This window comes from Cellulomonas phragmiteti, assembly GCF_016862775.1.
Classification (GTDB): Bacteria; Actinomycetota; Actinomycetes; order Actinomycetales; family Cellulomonadaceae; genus Cellulomonas; species Cellulomonas phragmiteti.
In genome coordinates, this window is the sequence record NZ_BONP01000003.1 from 125,524 (window position 1) to 140,573 (window position 15,050).

The following is a 15,050-nucleotide window of genomic DNA, read 5'->3' on the forward strand; positions in this document are numbered from 1 at the left end:
ACGTCGCGCACGATGTGGCGCGCGCAGCTCGAGTCCCTCGAGCGCGCGGGGCGCCCCGCGGTCGCGATCGACCTGCCGGGCCACGGCGAGCGGATCGCCGAGACCTTCATCTGGGACGGGGCGATCGCGGCGGTCCGGGACGCGGTCGACGCCCTGGGTGGACGGGCCGTGGTGGTCGGGCTGTCGCTCGGGGGCTACGTCGCGATCGCGCACGCCGCGCGCCACCCGGAGCAGGTGGTCGGGCTCGTCGCCGCGGCCTGCAGCACGCGGCCCCGTCCGGTCGTGGTCCGCGCGTGGGGGGCCCTCGCCGACGGCTTCTTCGCCCGGCTGCCGGACCGTGGCGCGGCGGTCAACCAGGCGCTGGTCGACCGCGTGCTGCCCCCGCAGGGCGCCCTCGACGTCGCCGCCGGCGGGTTCGCGTACGACGTGGTCGGGCAGGCGATGCGCGCCGTGCGGGCCGCGGACCCGATCGCCGACCTGGCACGGGTCGAGGTGCCCGTCTGGCTCGTCAACGGCCGCTACGACCACTTCCGGGGGGACGAGCGGCGGTTCCTCGCGGCCTGCCGTGACGGCCACCTCGTCGTCGTCCCGGGCGCGACGCACCTCGTGAGCCTGGTCCGGCCCGTGCGCTTCACCCGGGTGCTGCTGGAGGCGCTGGCCGATCTGGACGACCGCGGGCCGGGGGGCGGCGCGGACCGCTCAGACGTCCCGCGCCGCGAGGGCCCAGGCGCGCACCCCGCCGACGATCCCGGCCTGGTTGGGCACCACGACCACGTCGTCGCCGAGCCGCTCGAGGGTGGTCGCGGAGACGCGGCGCGAGTTGCCGCCCCCGAGGTAGAGCCGGTCCCAGTGGAAGACGGGACGGAACCCCTCCACGACCTTGCGCACCCGACGTGACCACAGCGCGTCGCCGAGACGTGCGCGCTCGTGCTCGCCGACGTACGCGTCGTACGTCGTGCCCCAGCGCACCGGGGCGTGCGACAGCTCGAGGTGCGGGGCGGGGCGGCCACCGTCGAACAGGGCCGACCCCAGGCCGGTGCCGAGCGTGAGGACGAGCTCGAGGCCGGTGCCCGACACCACGCCGGCGCCGTGCACCTCCGCGTCGTTGAGCACGAGCGTGGGCACCCCGAGCCGGTCGCGCAGCAGGGCCTGCACGTCGCAGCCCGCCCACGCGGCGCGCAGCTCCGGCAGCACGGCGGTGCGCGGACCCGCACGGGTCACGTAGTGCGGGGTCGCCACGACGACGCCGTGGCGGATCATCCCCGGCACCCCGACCGTGGCGCGCTGCGCTGCCGGCAGGCCGGCCGCCACCTCGGCGATGGTGTCCGCGAGTCGGTGCGGCGGCAGGGGGTAGGGCGTGGGGACGCGCACCGGCGGGGCGTGCAGCGTGCCGGCCGCGTCCAGCACGGACGCCTTGATCCCGCTGCCGCCGCAGTCGACGGCCAGGGTGTACGGCTCGGACGCGTGGGGCACCGTGCCACGGTAGCGCCACCGTTACGGTGGGGGCCGTGACCGGCGAGCAGACCCCGACCGTCCGGCTGCGCCTGGACCTGGCGTACGACGGCGCAGGGTTCGCCGGCTGGGCCCGGCAACCGGGCCTGCGGACCGTGCAGGGCGTCGTCGAGGACGCACTGGGCACCGTGCTGCGCTGCGGTCCGCGCGGGGAGCCCGCGCCCCGCCTGACGGTCGCAGGGCGCACGGACGCCGGCGTGCACGCACGGGGCCAGGTCGCGCACGTCGACGTCGCTCCCGAGGCGCTCGCCGCGGCGCGCGGCCGGTCGGACCGCGCCGACGTCGTCGCGCTGACGACCCGGCTGGCCGGGGTGCTGCCGCCGGACGTGGTCGTGCACCGTGTCGCGCGCGCCCCCGACGGGTTCGACGCGCGCTTCTCGGCGTTGCGCCGTCGCTACGCCTACCGGGTGTCCGACGACGACGCGTCGCGCGACCCCCTGCGCCGGGGCTGGGTGCTCTGGCACCGGCGACCGCTGGACGTCGCGGCGATGGACGCGGCCGCACGCTCGCTCGTCGGCCGCCACGACTTCGCCGCGTACTGCAAGCCGCGTCCCGACGCGACCACGATCCGCACCCTGGAGGCGTTCGCCTGGTCGCGGCCCGCGGACGGGCCGGACGCGGGCCTGGTGGTCGCGCACGTGCAGGCCGACGCCTTCTGCCACTCGATGGTGCGGGCCCTCGTCGGCGCGAGCCTCGCCGTGGGGGAGGGCCGGCGGCCCCCGTCGTGGCCGCGCGACCTGCTCGACAGCCGCCGGCGCGAGGGCGGTGCGACGGTCGTCGCGGCGCACGGCCTCACCCTCGAGGAGGTCGGCTACCCGACGGCGCCCGAGCTCGCGCGCCGTGCCGAGCAGACCCGTGCCCGCCGCCTCCCCGACGACGTCGACCGTCCCGGCGACCCGGGCTGCTGCGGCTGAGGCGGACCGCCCGGCGACGCGCACCGGACGGTCCGCCCGCCGACGACGTCGGTCAGTCGGCGTCCTCGTCCGTGACGTACTCCTCCTCGATGAGGTGGACGGCCGCCTCCTCGGCGCTCGCCGCACCACCCGCGACGCCCGCGTCGATCGCGAACTCGTCGTTCACGCCCGCGTCGAGCGCGGCGTCGTCGCTCAGGAGGCGACCCGCGCGCAGCTCCTCGCGCTCGCCGGACGGCGTGGGCGTGCGCTCCCAGACCTCCGGCTCCTCCTCGGCGAGCCGACGGTCCAGGGGCTCGCCGTGGACCTCCTCCCACGCCGTCTCGCCCCAGTGGTTGCTGCGGTCGCGCTCGGGGACGGTGTAGCCCTCGTCGAGCAGGTCGTCGACGCCGCGCTCCTCGAGGGTGTCCTCCTTGGGGAGCTGGTCGGCGTCGCCCTCCGAGCCGAGGGCGGGATCGGTGCTGGTGGCGGGGGTGTCGTCGCTCATGCCACGAGCCAAGCACCGCCCGCGCCCGCCCGCCACAGCACGCCGGGCCCGGCGGAAATCGGCTCGGGCCGAGGCCGGGGTCGGGGGAGACTGGGGGCATGGGTCATCTCGACGTCGGCGGTGTCGGCTACACGCTCCCCGACGGGCGTCCTCTGCTGCAGGACGTGACGTTCCGCGTCGGCGAGGGGGCGCGCGTCGCGCTCGTCGGGCCCAACGGCGTCGGGAAGTCCACGCTGCTGCGCATCGTCACGGGCGACACGGCGCCGCACGCGGGGTCCGTGCAGCGCAGCGGCGGCCTGGGCGTCATGCGGCAGGACGTCGGGCGCATCGACGACGAGCGCAGCGTGCGCGACCTGCTCGCCGGCCTCGCCCCGCCGGCGGTGCGTGCGGCGGCCGGCGAGCTGGCCGCGGCCGAGCTGGCGATGATGGAGGTGGACGACGAGCCCACCCAGATGCGGTACGCGCAGGCGCTCGCGGACTGGGCCGACGTCGGCGGGTACGAGGCCGAGGTGGGCTGGGACCGCGTGACCGACGCGGTGCTCTCGCTGCCCTTCGAGCGTGCCCAGCACCGGTACGTGCGCACGCTGTCCGGCGGTGAGCAGAAGCGGCTCGTGCTCGAGGCCCTGCTGCGCGGGCCGGACGAGGTGCTGCTGCTCGACGAGCCGGACAACGCCCTCGACGTGCCGACCAAGCGGTGGCTGGAGGACCGGCTGGTCGCCAGCGGCCGGACCGTGCTGTTCGTCAGCCACGACCGCGAGCTGCTCGCGCGCGTCGCGACGCACGTCGCGACGCTGGAGCCGACGGCCACGGGCGCACGGGCCTGGGTGCACGGGGGAGGCTTCGCGACGTACGCGCAGGCCCGTGCGGACCGGCGTGCCCGCCACGAGGAGCTGCTGCGGCGCTGGGAGGAGGAGCACGCGCAGCTGCGCGAGCTGGTCGTGACCCTCAAGCAGAAGGCCGCGTTCAACGACGGCCTGGCGTCGCGGTACCAGGCGGCGCAGACACGTCTGCGCAAGTTCGAGGAGGCGGGGCCGCCGGCAGCCCTCTCCCGGGACCAGCAGGTGAGCGTGCGGCTGCGCGGGGGACGCACCGCCAAGCGTGCCGTGGTCGCGCAGGGCCTCGAGCTCTCCGGGCTGATGAAGCCGTTCGACCTGGAGGTCTGGTACGGCGAGCGGGTGGCGGTCCTCGGCTCGAACGGCTCGGGCAAGTCCCACTTCCTGCGGCTGCTCGCGGCGGGCGGCTCGGACCCGGAGCACGCCCCGGCGGGCGACGTCCCGGTGGCGCCCGTGGCGCACACGGGCGCCGTCGCCCTGGGCTCGCGCGTGCGGCCCGGGTGGTTCGCGCAGAACCACGCGCACCCCGAGCTGGTGGGGCGCACCCTGCTGGAGGTGCTGCACCGCGGGGACGGGCACCGTGCGGGCCTGGGGCGCGAGGCGGCCAGCCGGGTGCTGGACCGGTACGAGCTGGTGGCCGCCGCCGAGCAGCCCTACGAGACGCTCTCGGGCGGGCAGCAGGCGCGCCTGCAGATCCTGCTGCTCGAGCTGGGCGGGGCCACGCTCCTGCTCCTCGACGAGCCCACGGACAACCTCGACCTGCACTCGGCCGAGGCCCTGGAGGCGGGGCTCGCGGCCTTCGACGGCACCGTCCTGGCCGTGACGCACGACCGGTGGTTCACCCGCACGTTCGACCGGTTCCTCGTGTTCGGTGCCGACGGGTCGGTCGTCGAGACCCCGGAGCCCGTGTGGGACGCGGGACGCGTGCAGCGGGTGCGCTGACGCCCGCGACCACGTGTTTTGCCGTGGGGGCGTTCCGGCAGGTAGTCTGGTGCGTCGTTGTGCGTCCCCTGTCGCGCACCGGTGGCTTCTCACCACCGGGTGCCGATGGCCGTCCTGGTGCGATCCCACTCGCCGGGCGGGATGCTCCGGCAGCCATCCTCGGCCGGTCGCCCCTGCGCGCCCGGCCACGACACGTATCACGAGACAGAGGCACCCCGTGCGCACGTACACCCCGAAGCCCGGCGACGTCGAGCGGAACTGGTACGTCATCGACGCGACCGACGTCGTGCTCGGCCGCCTGGCCAGCCACGTGGCCACGCTGCTGCGCGGCAAGCACAAGGCGACCTTCGCTCCCCACGTCGACGGCGGCGACTTCGTCATCGTCATCAACGCGGAGAAGGTCGCGCTGACCGGCAACAAGCGTGAGACCAAGCTCGCCTACCGCCACTCCGGCTACCCGGGTGGTCTGCGGGCGACCCGTTACGTCGACCTGCTCGAGAAGCACCCGGAGCGGGCGATCGAGAAGGCCGTCCGCGGCATGCTGCCCCACACGACCCTCGGGCGTGGACAGATCAGCAAGCTCAAGGTCTACCGCGGTGCGGAGCACCCGCACGCGGCCCAGCAGCCGAAGCCGTTCGAGCTCACCCAGGTGGCGCAGTAAGCCCCCGGCTGCTGCGGCAGAGAAACCAGAACGCGAGGATCCCGTGGCTCAGACCACCGTCGAGACCGAGTACGAGGGCGACGACACGCCCACCAGCTACACCTCCGAGACCGTCGCCCCCACCGGCCGCGGACAGTCCCTCACGGCACCGGGCCAGGCGCTCGGGCGTCGCAAGGAGGCCGTCGCCCGCGTCCGCCTGGTGCCCGGCACCGGCACGTGGACGATCAACGGTCGCGCCCTGGAGGAGTACTTCCCCAACAAGGTGCACCAGCAGCTCGTCAACTCCCCGCTGAAGCTCGTGGACGTCGAGGGTCGTTTCGACGTCGTCGCGCGCATCACGGGTGGTGGCGTCTCCGGCCAGGCCGGCGCGCTGCGCCTGGGCATCGCCCGCGCGCTCAACGCGATCGACGCGGAGAACAACCGTCCGGCGCTCAAGAAGGCCGGCTTCCTCACGCGTGACGCGCGTGTGGTCGAGCGCAAGAAGGCGGGTCTGAAGAAGGCCCGCAAGGCGCCGCAGTACTCGAAGCGCTGACCCAGCGCTCCGGCCCGATGGCCTCGGAGGTCCACCGACCTCCGGGGCCATCGGCATGCCGGGGGACGGGGCGGCGCCGCGCACCACGCGACGCCGGGATCGGATCAGGCACGGCGCCGGACGCGCACCCCCGCGGAGGTGGGTGCGCCCGGCAGGACGAAGGAGTCGGGTGATGGGTCGTCTGTTCGGGACCGACGGGGTGCGCGGTCTGGCCAACCGGGACGTCACGGCGGAGGTCGCGCTCGACGCGTCCGTCGCCGCAGCGCACGTGCTGGCCTCCCGGGGCGCCTTCGCCGGGCACCGTCCCCGGGCGCTGATCGGGCGCGACCCGCGCGCGTCGGGGGAGTTCCTCTCGGCGGCGGTCGCCGCGGGCCTGGCGTCCGCGGGCGTCGACGTCGACAACGTCGGCGTGCTGCCGACCCCGGCCGTGGCCTACCTGACGGCGGCGCGCGGCGTCGACCTGGGCGTGGTCCTGTCCGCCTCGCACAACCCGATGCCCGACAACGGCATCAAGTTCCTCGCGCGCGGCGGGCAGAAGCTCGACGACGAGGTCGAGGCGGCCATCGAGGCGCGCATGGGCGAGGACTGGGACCGGCCGCTCGGTGCCGACGTCGGTCGCATCCGCACCGACGTGAGCCTGGCCGGCCAGCAGTACGTGGACCACCTGGTCGGGACCGTGCCGACCCGGCTCGAGGGGCTGCGGATCGTCGTCGACTGCGCCAACGGCGCAGCGAGCGAGGTCGGTCCCGTCGCGCTGCGCGAGGCCGGCGCCGACGTCGTCGTGATCAACGCGTCGCCCGACGGCCGCAACATCAACGAGGCGTGCGGCTCCACCCACCCCGAGCAGCTGCAGGCCGCGGTCGTGGCGGCCCACGCCGACCTCGGCGTGGCGCTCGACGGCGACGCCGACCGCTGCCTCGCCGTCGACGCCTCCGGCACGCTCGTCGACGGCGACCAGATCATGGGCGTCCTCGCGGTCGCGCTGCACGAGCGCGGCGACCTGCCGCACGACACGCTGGTCACCACCGTGATGAGCAACCTCGGCCTGCGGATCGCCATGCGTGACGCCGGGATCGCGACCGTCGAGACGGGTGTCGGCGACCGGTACGTGCTCGAGGCGATGCGCGCCGGCGGCTACGGCCTGGGCGGTGAGCAGTCCGGCCACATCATCCTGGCGGCCCACGCCACGACCGGCGACGGCCTGCTGACCGCGCTGCAGCTCGCGGCCCGCGTGGTCGGGACCGGTCGTCCGCTCGCGGAGCTGGCGGGCGTCGTCCGGCGCCTGCCCCAGATCCTCGTCAACGTCCCCGGGGTCGACCGCACGCGCACCGACGACGAGGTGCTGGCGGCCGCGGTCGCGGACGCCACGGCGGCGCTCGGCGACACCGGCCGCGTCCTGCTGCGCCCCTCGGGCACGGAGCCGCTGGTCCGTGTCATGGTGGAGGCGGCCACGCAGCAGGAGGCCGAGCGCGTCGCGCACGAGCTGGCCGACGTGGTCCGCGACCGGCTGGCGCTGTGACGGCGTTCGCTCGTCACTGACCACCACCGGCCGCGAGCGGGAGGAGCAGCGATGACGGGGCGTGACCGGGTCGTGCGCGAGCTCGTGCGCCGCACCCTCGACGCGGCACGTGCCGCCGGACCCGACGCCGTCGCGCCGATCGTCCAGGCCGGCCACCCCGTGCTGCGCACGGTCGCGTCGCCGTACGACGGGCAGGTCGACGCCGCCGAGCTGGCCGAGCTCCTCACGCTCATGCACCGCACCATGCGGGCAGCACCCGGCGTCGGCCTGGCGGCCCCGCAGATCGGGCTGCCGCTGGCGGTCGCCGTCGTCGAGGACCCGGGCACGGGCGACGACGAGGTCGCACGGGTCCGGGAGCGGACCGCGGTGCCCTACCGCGTCCTGGTGAACCCGGCGTACACGCCGGTCGGCGACGGCACCGCGGCGTTCTACGAGGGATGTCTCAGCGTCGTCGGGTACCAGGCGGTGGTCCCGCGGCCGCGCGTCGTCCACCTCACGGGCCACGACGAGACGGGCGCCGCGCTCGACGAGACCGTCGCCGGCTGGCCCGCCCGCATCGTGCAGCACGAGACCGACCACCTGCGGGGCACCCTGTACGTCGACCGTGCCCTGACCCGGTCGCTGTCCGCGACGGACGCCTGGGGGGCACACTGGGGGGTGGAGCCGGAGCCGCGCGAGGCCGCACGCGCTCTCGGCTTCGATCTGCCGCGCACGGCACGACGGGGTGCCGGGGAGGAGTCGTGATGAGGCCGTTCCTGTTCCTGGGGGTGCGCCCCGAGGACGCGCCCGCGGACGACGAGTACGCGGCGATGCTGCGCTGCACGGGCCTGGACGAGTCGACCCTGCGTCGCGTGCGCCTGGAGGCGCGCCCGCTGGGTGACGTCGACCTGGGAGCGTGGTCCGGCGTCGTGCTCGGCGGCGGGCCCTACTGCGTGAGCGATCCCGAGGACGGCAAGTCGGCCGTGCAGCAGCGCGTCGAGGCCGACCTGGCGCGGCTGCTGGACGCGGTGGTCGCCGCCGACTTCCCGTTCTTCGGTGCGTGCTACGGCATCGGCACCCTCGGGCGGCACCAGGGCGGCGTCGTCGACCGCGCGCACCCCGAGCCCGTCGGCGCCGTGACGGTCGAGCTGACCGCGGCCGGGCGTGCCGACCCCGTCCTGGGCGTGGCGCCCCCCACCTTCGGTGCCTTCGTCGGGCACAAGGAGGCGCTGAGCGTGCTCCCGCCGCACGCGGTGCTGCTCGCCCGCTCCGCCACGGCCCCCGTCCAGGCCTTCCGCGTCGGCGAGCACGTGTACGCGACGCAGTTCCACCCCGAGCTCGACGCCGACGGGCTCGCGACGCGCGTCGAGGCGTACCGGTTCGACGGGTACTTCGACCCGGCGCAGGCGTCCCAGGTGGTGGCCGACGCGCGAACGAGCGGGGTGGACGCCGTGCCGCCGGTCCTGCGGGCGTTCGTCGAGCGGTACGTCAGTCCCGGGGATGACCCGGTGCGGGGCAGGGGTGTCCTGAGGGACGAGATCCGCGTCCCTCAGGGCTGATTGGGGGGCATACCCGATGTGCGTCGGGGTGGTCCGCGCCTAGCGTGGTCACGTCGGCCCCGTCGGGGTGGGCACGACGAGGGGAGGGCACGTGCTCGAGCAGTGGGCACTCGACCTGGCGGCGTCGCCGTGGGTCTTCGCGGCGCTGTTCGGGTTCGCGGCGGTCGACGGGTTCTTCCCGCCGGTGCCCAGCGAGTCCCTCGTGATCGCGCTCGCGTCGATGTCGACGTCGACCGGCAGCCCCGTGCTGTGGGCGGTGGTCGTCGTCGCCGCGGTCGGGGCGTTCGTCGGGGACCAGATCGCCTTCCAGATCGGGCGCGCCGTGGACGTGCGGCACCTGCGTGGGTTCCGGGGGCGTCGGGGCCGGGCGCTGCTCGACTGGGCCGAGCGGGCGCTGCGGGACCGCGGGGCGGCGTTCATCATCGCGGCGCGCTACATCCCGGTGGGGCGCGTCGCGGTCAACATGACCGCGGGGGCGCTGGGGTTCCGGCGGCGCCGCTTCGTGCTCCTCACCGCCATCGCCGCGTCCACGTGGGCGGTCTACTCGACGCTGATCGGTGTCGGCACCGGTGCGGTGCTGGGCCACTCGCCGCTGGTCGGCGTGGTCGCGGGGGTGCTGGGCGGGTTCGTCATCGGGCTCGGGGTCGACTGGGCGCTGCGCCGCTGGCTGCGGATCGACACCCCCGCGGTACCCGGGGCGGCCGCGGCCGGCCCCGGCGTCGAGCACGCCGTCATGACACCGGGCGGTCTCCCGCCGGCAGGTGTCGGGGGCGAGCCGGCCGGGGCCCGCAGCGAGGGCACCGCCGCCTGACCGACTTGTCGGAGGTCACGATGACCTCACGATGTCGGGAGTGTGACAACGATCCGGTATCGACGGTCCGCGTGGGCGCGACCGGCCCCGGTGGGCGTCCTACCCTCGCAGGTAGGGCGACGTCGACGTCGCTCTCCCCGCCCGTCCGCGAGGCCCCCGCGACCCGCGGGGGTCCGGCGTCGTGCGGCCGGGGACGAGACGGCGGAGGACGATGGTGCGGGCAGCAGGACGCGGCGTGACGGCGGTGCTCGTCGTGCTCGCGCTCGCCGGCTGCGGCCAGACGGTGGCCGCGCCGAGCCCGGTCGTGACGGCCGAGGTCCGCACGGACGCGAGCTGTCTCGAGCCCGACGTGCTGGACGCCCTGGGGCTCGAGCTCGACGCGTCGCTGCGGACGGCCGCCCCCGAGGCGGCCACGCGCGGTCTGCCGCCGGAGGACTTCGTCGCCGACACCGCGCTGGTGTGCGACCGCGGCGAGACCCTGCGCGACTCCGCCGGCAGGTGGTGGGCCGTGACGGAGACGCGCCTGGAGGGCGACCTGTCCCCGCTGGTCGGCGTCGTGACCCGTACCCCGGCCGCGTGCGGCGTCGGGGTCGTCGCCCAGGTGTGGCTCGTCGACGCGATGGGGGCCGCGGTCCTCCTCCCGCGCGACGCGGTGTGCGCCGGCGAGGAGGTGGAGGTCGCGCTCGGGGACCTCGAGGTCGTGGACCGCACGGAGCGTCCGGTCGCGCTCGCGCAGCCCGTCACGGCGCAGGCGCCGGGTTCCTGAGCGCACCGCGGCGGGTGGCCCGTCGGCGCGCGACGGTCAGATCTTGCGCAGCCGTACCCGCTGGACCGCGTGGTCCGCGCCCTTGGTGAGCACGAGCGTCGCGCGGCTGCGCGTCGGCAGGATGTTCTCCTCGAGGTTGGGGGCGTTGATGCCGTCCCAGATGCTCTCGGCGCGCGCGACGGCCTCCTCGTCCGTCAGCGAGGCGTACCGGTGGAAGTACGACTCGGGTCGTGCGAACGCTGTCGCGCGCAGCGACAGGAACCGGTCGACGTACCACTGCTTGACGTCCGACGTGCGCGCGTCGACGTAGATCGAGAAGTCGAAGAAGTCGCTCAGCGCGAGGTTCGAGGTCCCCTCGAGCGTCGGGCGGGCGGGCTGCAGCACGTTGAGCCCCTCGACGATGAGCACGTCGGGCTGGCGCACCACGACGTGCGCGCCCGGGACGATGTCGTACGTCAGGTGGTCGTACACCGGCACCGGGACCTCCCGGCGGCCGGCCTTCACCTTGGACACGAAGCGCAGCAGCGCCCGCCGGTCGTACGACTCGGGGAAGCCCTTGCGCTGCAGCAGCCCACGTCGCTCCAGCTCGGCGTTGGGGTGCAGGAACCCGTCGGTGGTGACGAGCTCGACGTGCGGCGTCGCGGGCCAGCGGGCGACGAGCTCGCGCAGCAGGCGCGCGGTCGTCGACTTGCCGACCGCGACCGAGCCGGCCACGCCGATGACGAACGGGGTGCGCCCCACGTCCTCGCGCAGGAAGGTGCTGGTCGCGTGGTGCAGCCCCCGCGTGGCCTGGATGTAGAGGTCCAGCAGGCGCGACAGGGGGCGGTAGATCGCGTCGACCTCGGCGAGGTCGATCGGGTCGCCGATGCCGCGCAGCCGGTCGACGTCCGCGTCGGTCAGCGGCAGGGGCGTCGAGGCGGACAACCGGGTCCACGCCTCGCGGTCGAGGTCGACGTAGGGCGTGGCGGGGACCAGGGACGGCACCCGACGATTGTTCCGCATCCCGGGTCGTGCGCCGTCCGGGGCGGGCCGCGGTGCACGCCGGGGTCGGGAGGTTCCCCCGTTAGGATCGTCGGCATGTGCGGAATCGTCGGGTACGTGGGCAGCGCGGGGCCGAGCGGACGTCCGTTGGACGTGGTGCTCGAGGGGTTGCGCCGGTTGGAGTACCGCGGGTACGACTCCGCGGGGGTCGCCCTGGTCGTGCCCGGCGGTGAGCTCGCGACGGCCAAGAAGGCCGGCAAGCTCGCCAACCTCGTCGGCGAGGTGGAGGCGCACCCGCTGCCGCCGGCGACCGCGGCCATCGGGCACACCCGCTGGGCGACGCACGGCGCACCGACCGACGCGAACGCCCACCCGCACGTCTCGGGCCGCGTCGCCGTGATCCACAACGGCATCGTGGAGAACTACGCCCCGCTGAAGGCCGAGCTCCTGGCCGACGGCGTGGAGTTCCTGTCCGAGACCGACACCGAGGTCGTGGCGCACCTGGTGGCGCGCGCGTACGACCAGGTGAAGGACCTCACGGCCGCACTGGCGTCGGTCGCGCGTCGCCTCGAGGGCACGTTCACCCTGCTCGCGGTGCACGCCGACGTGCCCGACACGGTCGTCGGCGCACGCCACGACTCGCCGCTCGTCGTCGGGCTGGGTGACGGCGAGAACTTCCTCGGCTCGGACGTCGCGGCGTTCATCGGCTCCACGCGCGAGGCCCTCGAGCTGGGCCAGGACCAGGTCGTGACGATCACGCCGACCTCGGTGACCGTCACGGACCTCGCCGGCGTGACTGTGCAGGCCAAGCCCTTCACGGTGGACTGGGACACGAAGGCCGCCGAGAAGGGCGGCTTCCGGTCCTTCATGGACAAGGAGATCAACGACCAGCCGCAGGCCGTCGCCGACACCCTCCTGGGCCGGCTGGACCTGTCGGGCCGGCTGGTCCTCGACGAGATGCGCATCGAGGAGTCGGTGCTGCGGGCGGTCGACAAGATCGTCGTCGTCGCGTGCGGCACGGCCGCCTATGCGGGGCACGTCGCGAAGTACGCGATCGAGCACTGGTGCCGTATCCCGGTCGAGGTCGAGCTGGCGCACGAGTTCCGGTACCGCGACCCGGTCGTCGACGAGCGCACCCTCGTGGTCGCGGTGTCGCAGTCGGGCGAGACGATGGACACGCTCATGGCCGTCCGCCACGCGCGTGAGCAGGGCGCGACGACCCTCGCGATCGTCAACACGCACGGCTCGACGATCCCGCGCGAGGCGGACGCGGTCCTGTACACCCACGCCGGTCCGGAGGTCGCGGTCGCGTCGACCAAGGCGTTCCTGTCGCAGATCACGGCGGCGTACCTGCTGGGCCTGTACCTGGCGCAGCTGCGCGGCAACAAGTTCTCCGACGAGGTCGCCTCGACGCTGGCCGAGCTGCGCGAGATGCCGGACAAGATCCAGGAGGTCCTGGACCGCTCCGACCGGGTCCGGGAGATCGCCCGGTGGATGGCCGACACGCCGTCCGTGCTCTTCCTGGGCCGGCACGTGGGCTTCCCGGTGGCCCTGGAGGGCGCGCTGAAGCTCAAGGAGCTCGCGTACATCCACGCCGAGGGGTTCGCCGCCGGGGAGCTCAAGCACGGCCCGATCGCGCTGATCGAGCCCGGTCAGCCCGTCTTCGTCATCGTGCCCTCGCCGCGGGGACGGCACTCGCTGCACTCCAAGGTCGTCTCCAACATCCAGGAGATCCGGGCGCGCGGCGCCCGGACCCTCGTGGTGGCCGAGGACGGCGACGACGCGGTCGTGCCGTACGCCGACGAGGTGTTCTTCGTCCCGCAGACGTCGACGCTGCTGGCGCCGCTGCTGACCGTGGTGCCGCTGCAGGTCTTCGCCTCCGAGCTGGCGCACGCCAAGGGCCTGGACGTGGACCAGCCGCGCAACCTGGCCAAGTCGGTCACCGTCGAGTGACCGTGCCCGCGGTCGTCGCGCCGTGATCGTCGGCGTCGGGATCGACGTCGTCGACGTCGCCCGGTTCATGGCGACCGTGGAGCGCGTCCCCGCGCTGCGGGTCCGGCTGTTCACGCCGGACGAGCGCGACCTGCCCGACGCCTCGCTCGCGGCGCGGTTCGCCGCGAAGGAGGCGATCGCGAAGGCGCTGGGCGCACCGCCGGGCATGAGCTGGCAGGACGCGACGGTGCGGCGCGTCGCCGGGGCGCAACCCGTGGTCGAGGTGGTCGGCACCGTCCTGGCGCGCGCCCGTGAGCTGGGGGTCGACCGCTTCCACCTGTCGATCTCGCACGACGCCGGCATCGCGTCCGCGGTCGTCGTCGCCGAGCGCGACGCCTGACACCTCCGGACCGCCTCCCGGCGGCCGAGGTTCGAGCCGGATCGCTCTCTCGCCGGATTGCTCTCTCACCGGGGTGGGTGGGGTGGGGATGGATTGCTCTCTCACCGGGGGGGTGGGCGCGCTCGTGCTGGATTGCTCTCTCACCGGGGGGGGGTGGGGCGGGATTGCTCTCTCACCGGGGGGTGGGGTGGGCGGGATTGCTCTCTCACTGCCGGTGAGAGAGCAATCCCGCACGTCAGCGGAGGTGGGGGACGACCTCGCGGGCGAAGAGCTCGATGCCCGAGCGGTCGTACGCGGCCTCGGCGAAGTACGTGATCGCGTACGTCATGCCGAGGTCCTGCAGCACGCGCAGCTTCTCGACGATCTGCTCCGGGGTGCCGACCAGGGGGCCGTGGCGGAAGTCCTCGGCGACCGACGCGGCCTTGTCGGGCACGGTGGTCGCGTAGTGCTCCTCGACCCAGGCGATGCGGTCGTCGACCTCGGCCTGCGTCGAGCCGATGACGACGTTGTAGTTGGCCGAGCGCGTGATCTCGTCGAACGGGCGGCCGATGGCCTCGCAGTGCCCGCGCAGCACCTGCGACTTGTGGGCGAAGCCCTCGGGGGAGCCGTCGAAGTTGGTGTACTGCGCGTGCTCGGCGGCGATCCGCAGCGTCTTCTTCTCGCCCCCGCCGGCGATCCACAGGGGCGGGCCGTCGACCTGCAGCGGCAGCGGCGACAGCTGGGCGCCGTCGACCTGGTAGTACGTGCCGTCGAGCGTCGCGGTGCCGTTGGTCCACATCTGCTTGAAGATCTGGACGCCCTCGTCGAGCATCGCGATGCGCTCGCCGGCGCGCGGGAACCCGTAGCCGTACGCGCGCCACTCGTGCTCGTACCAGCCGGCGCCGATGCCCATCTCGACGCGGCCGCCCGAGATGACGTCGGCGGTCGTGGCGACCTTCGCGAGGTAGGCGGGGTTGCGGTACGCCATGCACGTGCACATCTGGCCGAGGCGCACGCGGCTCGTGGACGCCGCGAACGCGTTGATGAGGCTCCACGCCTCGTGCGTCGCCTCGCCGTTCGGCTCGGGCACCGCGTGGAAGTGGTCGTACACCCAGATGGACTCGAAGACGTCGCCGTCGTCGGCCCACCGGGCCAGTCCGTGCATGACCTTCCAGTGGTCGCGGGCCTCGATGCCCGTGAGGTCCTGCCGCCAGCCCTGGGGGATGAAGAGTCCGAATCGCATGCC

15 protein-coding genes and 1 pseudogene are annotated in these 15,050 nt (G+C 74.5%); 12 read left to right on the top strand and 4 right to left on the bottom strand.

The features are described 5' to 3' along the window. Positions 1-12: 12 nt before the first annotated feature. Positions 13-573 (top strand): annotated as a pseudogene (locus tag Cph01nite_RS18985) (alpha/beta fold hydrolase); the annotation flags it as partial. A 126-nt stretch (positions 574-699) separates the two neighbouring features. Here the strand turns inward: Cph01nite_RS18985 and Cph01nite_RS18990 are convergent. Next, complete coding sequence (locus Cph01nite_RS18990) at positions 700-1,473, bottom strand: ROK family protein (protein WP_239069009.1); 774 nt, start codon at positions 1,471-1,473, stop codon at positions 700-702. Between the two features lie 26 nt (positions 1,474-1,499). On the opposite strand from Cph01nite_RS18990, the gene truA reads away from it, so the two are divergent. Beyond that, positions 1,500-2,426, top strand: coding sequence for a tRNA pseudouridine(38-40) synthase TruA (truA, locus tag Cph01nite_RS03920; protein ID WP_203671288.1), 927 nt, complete (start codon positions 1,500-1,502; stop codon positions 2,424-2,426). Positions 2,427-2,478: 52 nt separating this feature from the next. On the opposite strand, the gene Cph01nite_RS03925 is transcribed toward truA, so the two are convergent. Further along, positions 2,479-2,910: a DUF5709 domain-containing protein gene (locus tag Cph01nite_RS03925; RefSeq protein WP_203671290.1), complete on the bottom strand. Its 432-nt coding sequence runs from the start codon at positions 2,908-2,910 to the stop codon at positions 2,479-2,481. A gap of 98 nt (positions 2,911-3,008) precedes the next feature. Between Cph01nite_RS03925 and Cph01nite_RS03930 the strand changes: the two genes are divergently transcribed. The 8 genes from Cph01nite_RS03930 (at position 3,009) to Cph01nite_RS03965 (ending at position 10,512) form a co-directional block, all read left to right on the top strand. Beyond that, on the top strand, positions 3,009-4,685 hold the full coding sequence (locus Cph01nite_RS03930) for an ATP-binding cassette domain-containing protein (protein WP_203671292.1): 1,677 nt from the start codon (positions 3,009-3,011) through the stop codon (positions 4,683-4,685). Positions 4,686-4,902: 217 nt separating this feature from the next. Continuing rightward, entirely contained in the window at positions 4,903-5,346 is a 444-nt protein-coding gene (gene rplM, locus Cph01nite_RS03935) for a 50S ribosomal protein L13 (RefSeq protein ID WP_191782414.1), read from the top strand. Positions 5,347-5,389: 43 nt separating this feature from the next. Beyond that, positions 5,390-5,878: a 30S ribosomal protein S9 gene (rpsI, locus tag Cph01nite_RS03940; protein ID WP_203671294.1), complete on the top strand. Its 489-nt coding sequence runs from the start codon at positions 5,390-5,392 to the stop codon at positions 5,876-5,878. 172 nt (positions 5,879-6,050) lie between these two features. Next, positions 6,051-7,397 (top strand): phosphoglucosamine mutase, encoded by a 1,347-nt coding sequence (gene glmM / locus Cph01nite_RS03945; protein WP_203671296.1) that lies wholly within the window; start codon positions 6,051-6,053, stop codon positions 7,395-7,397. A gap of 51 nt (positions 7,398-7,448) precedes the next feature. Further along, complete coding sequence (locus tag Cph01nite_RS03950) at positions 7,449-8,141, top strand: peptide deformylase (protein WP_203671298.1); 693 nt, start codon at positions 7,449-7,451, stop codon at positions 8,139-8,141. Next, positions 8,141-8,935 (top strand): glutamine amidotransferase, encoded by a 795-nt coding sequence (locus Cph01nite_RS03955; protein ID WP_203671300.1) that lies wholly within the window; start codon positions 8,141-8,143, stop codon positions 8,933-8,935. The genes Cph01nite_RS03950 and Cph01nite_RS03955 overlap by 1 nt, the downstream gene beginning before the upstream one ends. Positions 8,936-9,026: 91 nt before the next feature. Beyond that, positions 9,027-9,746, top strand: a complete 720-nt coding sequence (locus Cph01nite_RS03960; RefSeq protein ID WP_203671302.1) for a DedA family protein — start codon at positions 9,027-9,029, stop codon at positions 9,744-9,746. 235 nt (positions 9,747-9,981) lie between these two features. Next, positions 9,982-10,512: a hypothetical protein gene (locus Cph01nite_RS03965; protein ID WP_203671304.1), complete on the top strand. Its 531-nt coding sequence runs from the start codon at positions 9,982-9,984 to the stop codon at positions 10,510-10,512. A gap of 36 nt (positions 10,513-10,548) precedes the next feature. Here Cph01nite_RS03965 and coaA read toward each other — a convergent pair whose 3' ends face one another. Then, positions 10,549-11,514 carry a type I pantothenate kinase gene (gene coaA, locus Cph01nite_RS03970; RefSeq protein ID WP_203671305.1) on the bottom strand — a complete coding sequence of 322 codons (966 nt, stop codon included), beginning with the start codon at positions 11,512-11,514 and terminating at the stop codon, positions 10,549-10,551. A 75-nt stretch (positions 11,515-11,589) separates the two neighbouring features. On the opposite strand from coaA, the gene glmS reads away from it, so the two are divergent. Together glmS and Cph01nite_RS03980 are read left to right on the top strand one after the other, a co-directional pair. After that, on the top strand, positions 11,590-13,446 hold the full coding sequence (glmS, locus tag Cph01nite_RS03975; protein ID WP_203671307.1) for a glutamine--fructose-6-phosphate transaminase (isomerizing): 1,857 nt from the start codon (positions 11,590-11,592) through the stop codon (positions 13,444-13,446). Positions 13,447-13,468: 22 nt separating this feature from the next. Continuing rightward, positions 13,469-13,825, top strand: a complete 357-nt coding sequence (locus Cph01nite_RS03980) for a holo-ACP synthase (protein WP_203671309.1) — start codon at positions 13,469-13,471, stop codon at positions 13,823-13,825. Positions 13,826-14,060: 235 nt separating this feature from the next. On the opposite strand, the gene Cph01nite_RS03985 is transcribed toward Cph01nite_RS03980, so the two are convergent. After that, a complete protein-coding gene (locus Cph01nite_RS03985) occupies positions 14,061-15,047 on the bottom strand; it encodes an LLM class F420-dependent oxidoreductase (RefSeq protein WP_203671311.1) in 987 nt (328 codons plus the stop codon). Between the last annotated feature and the right edge of the window lie 3 nt (positions 15,048-15,050).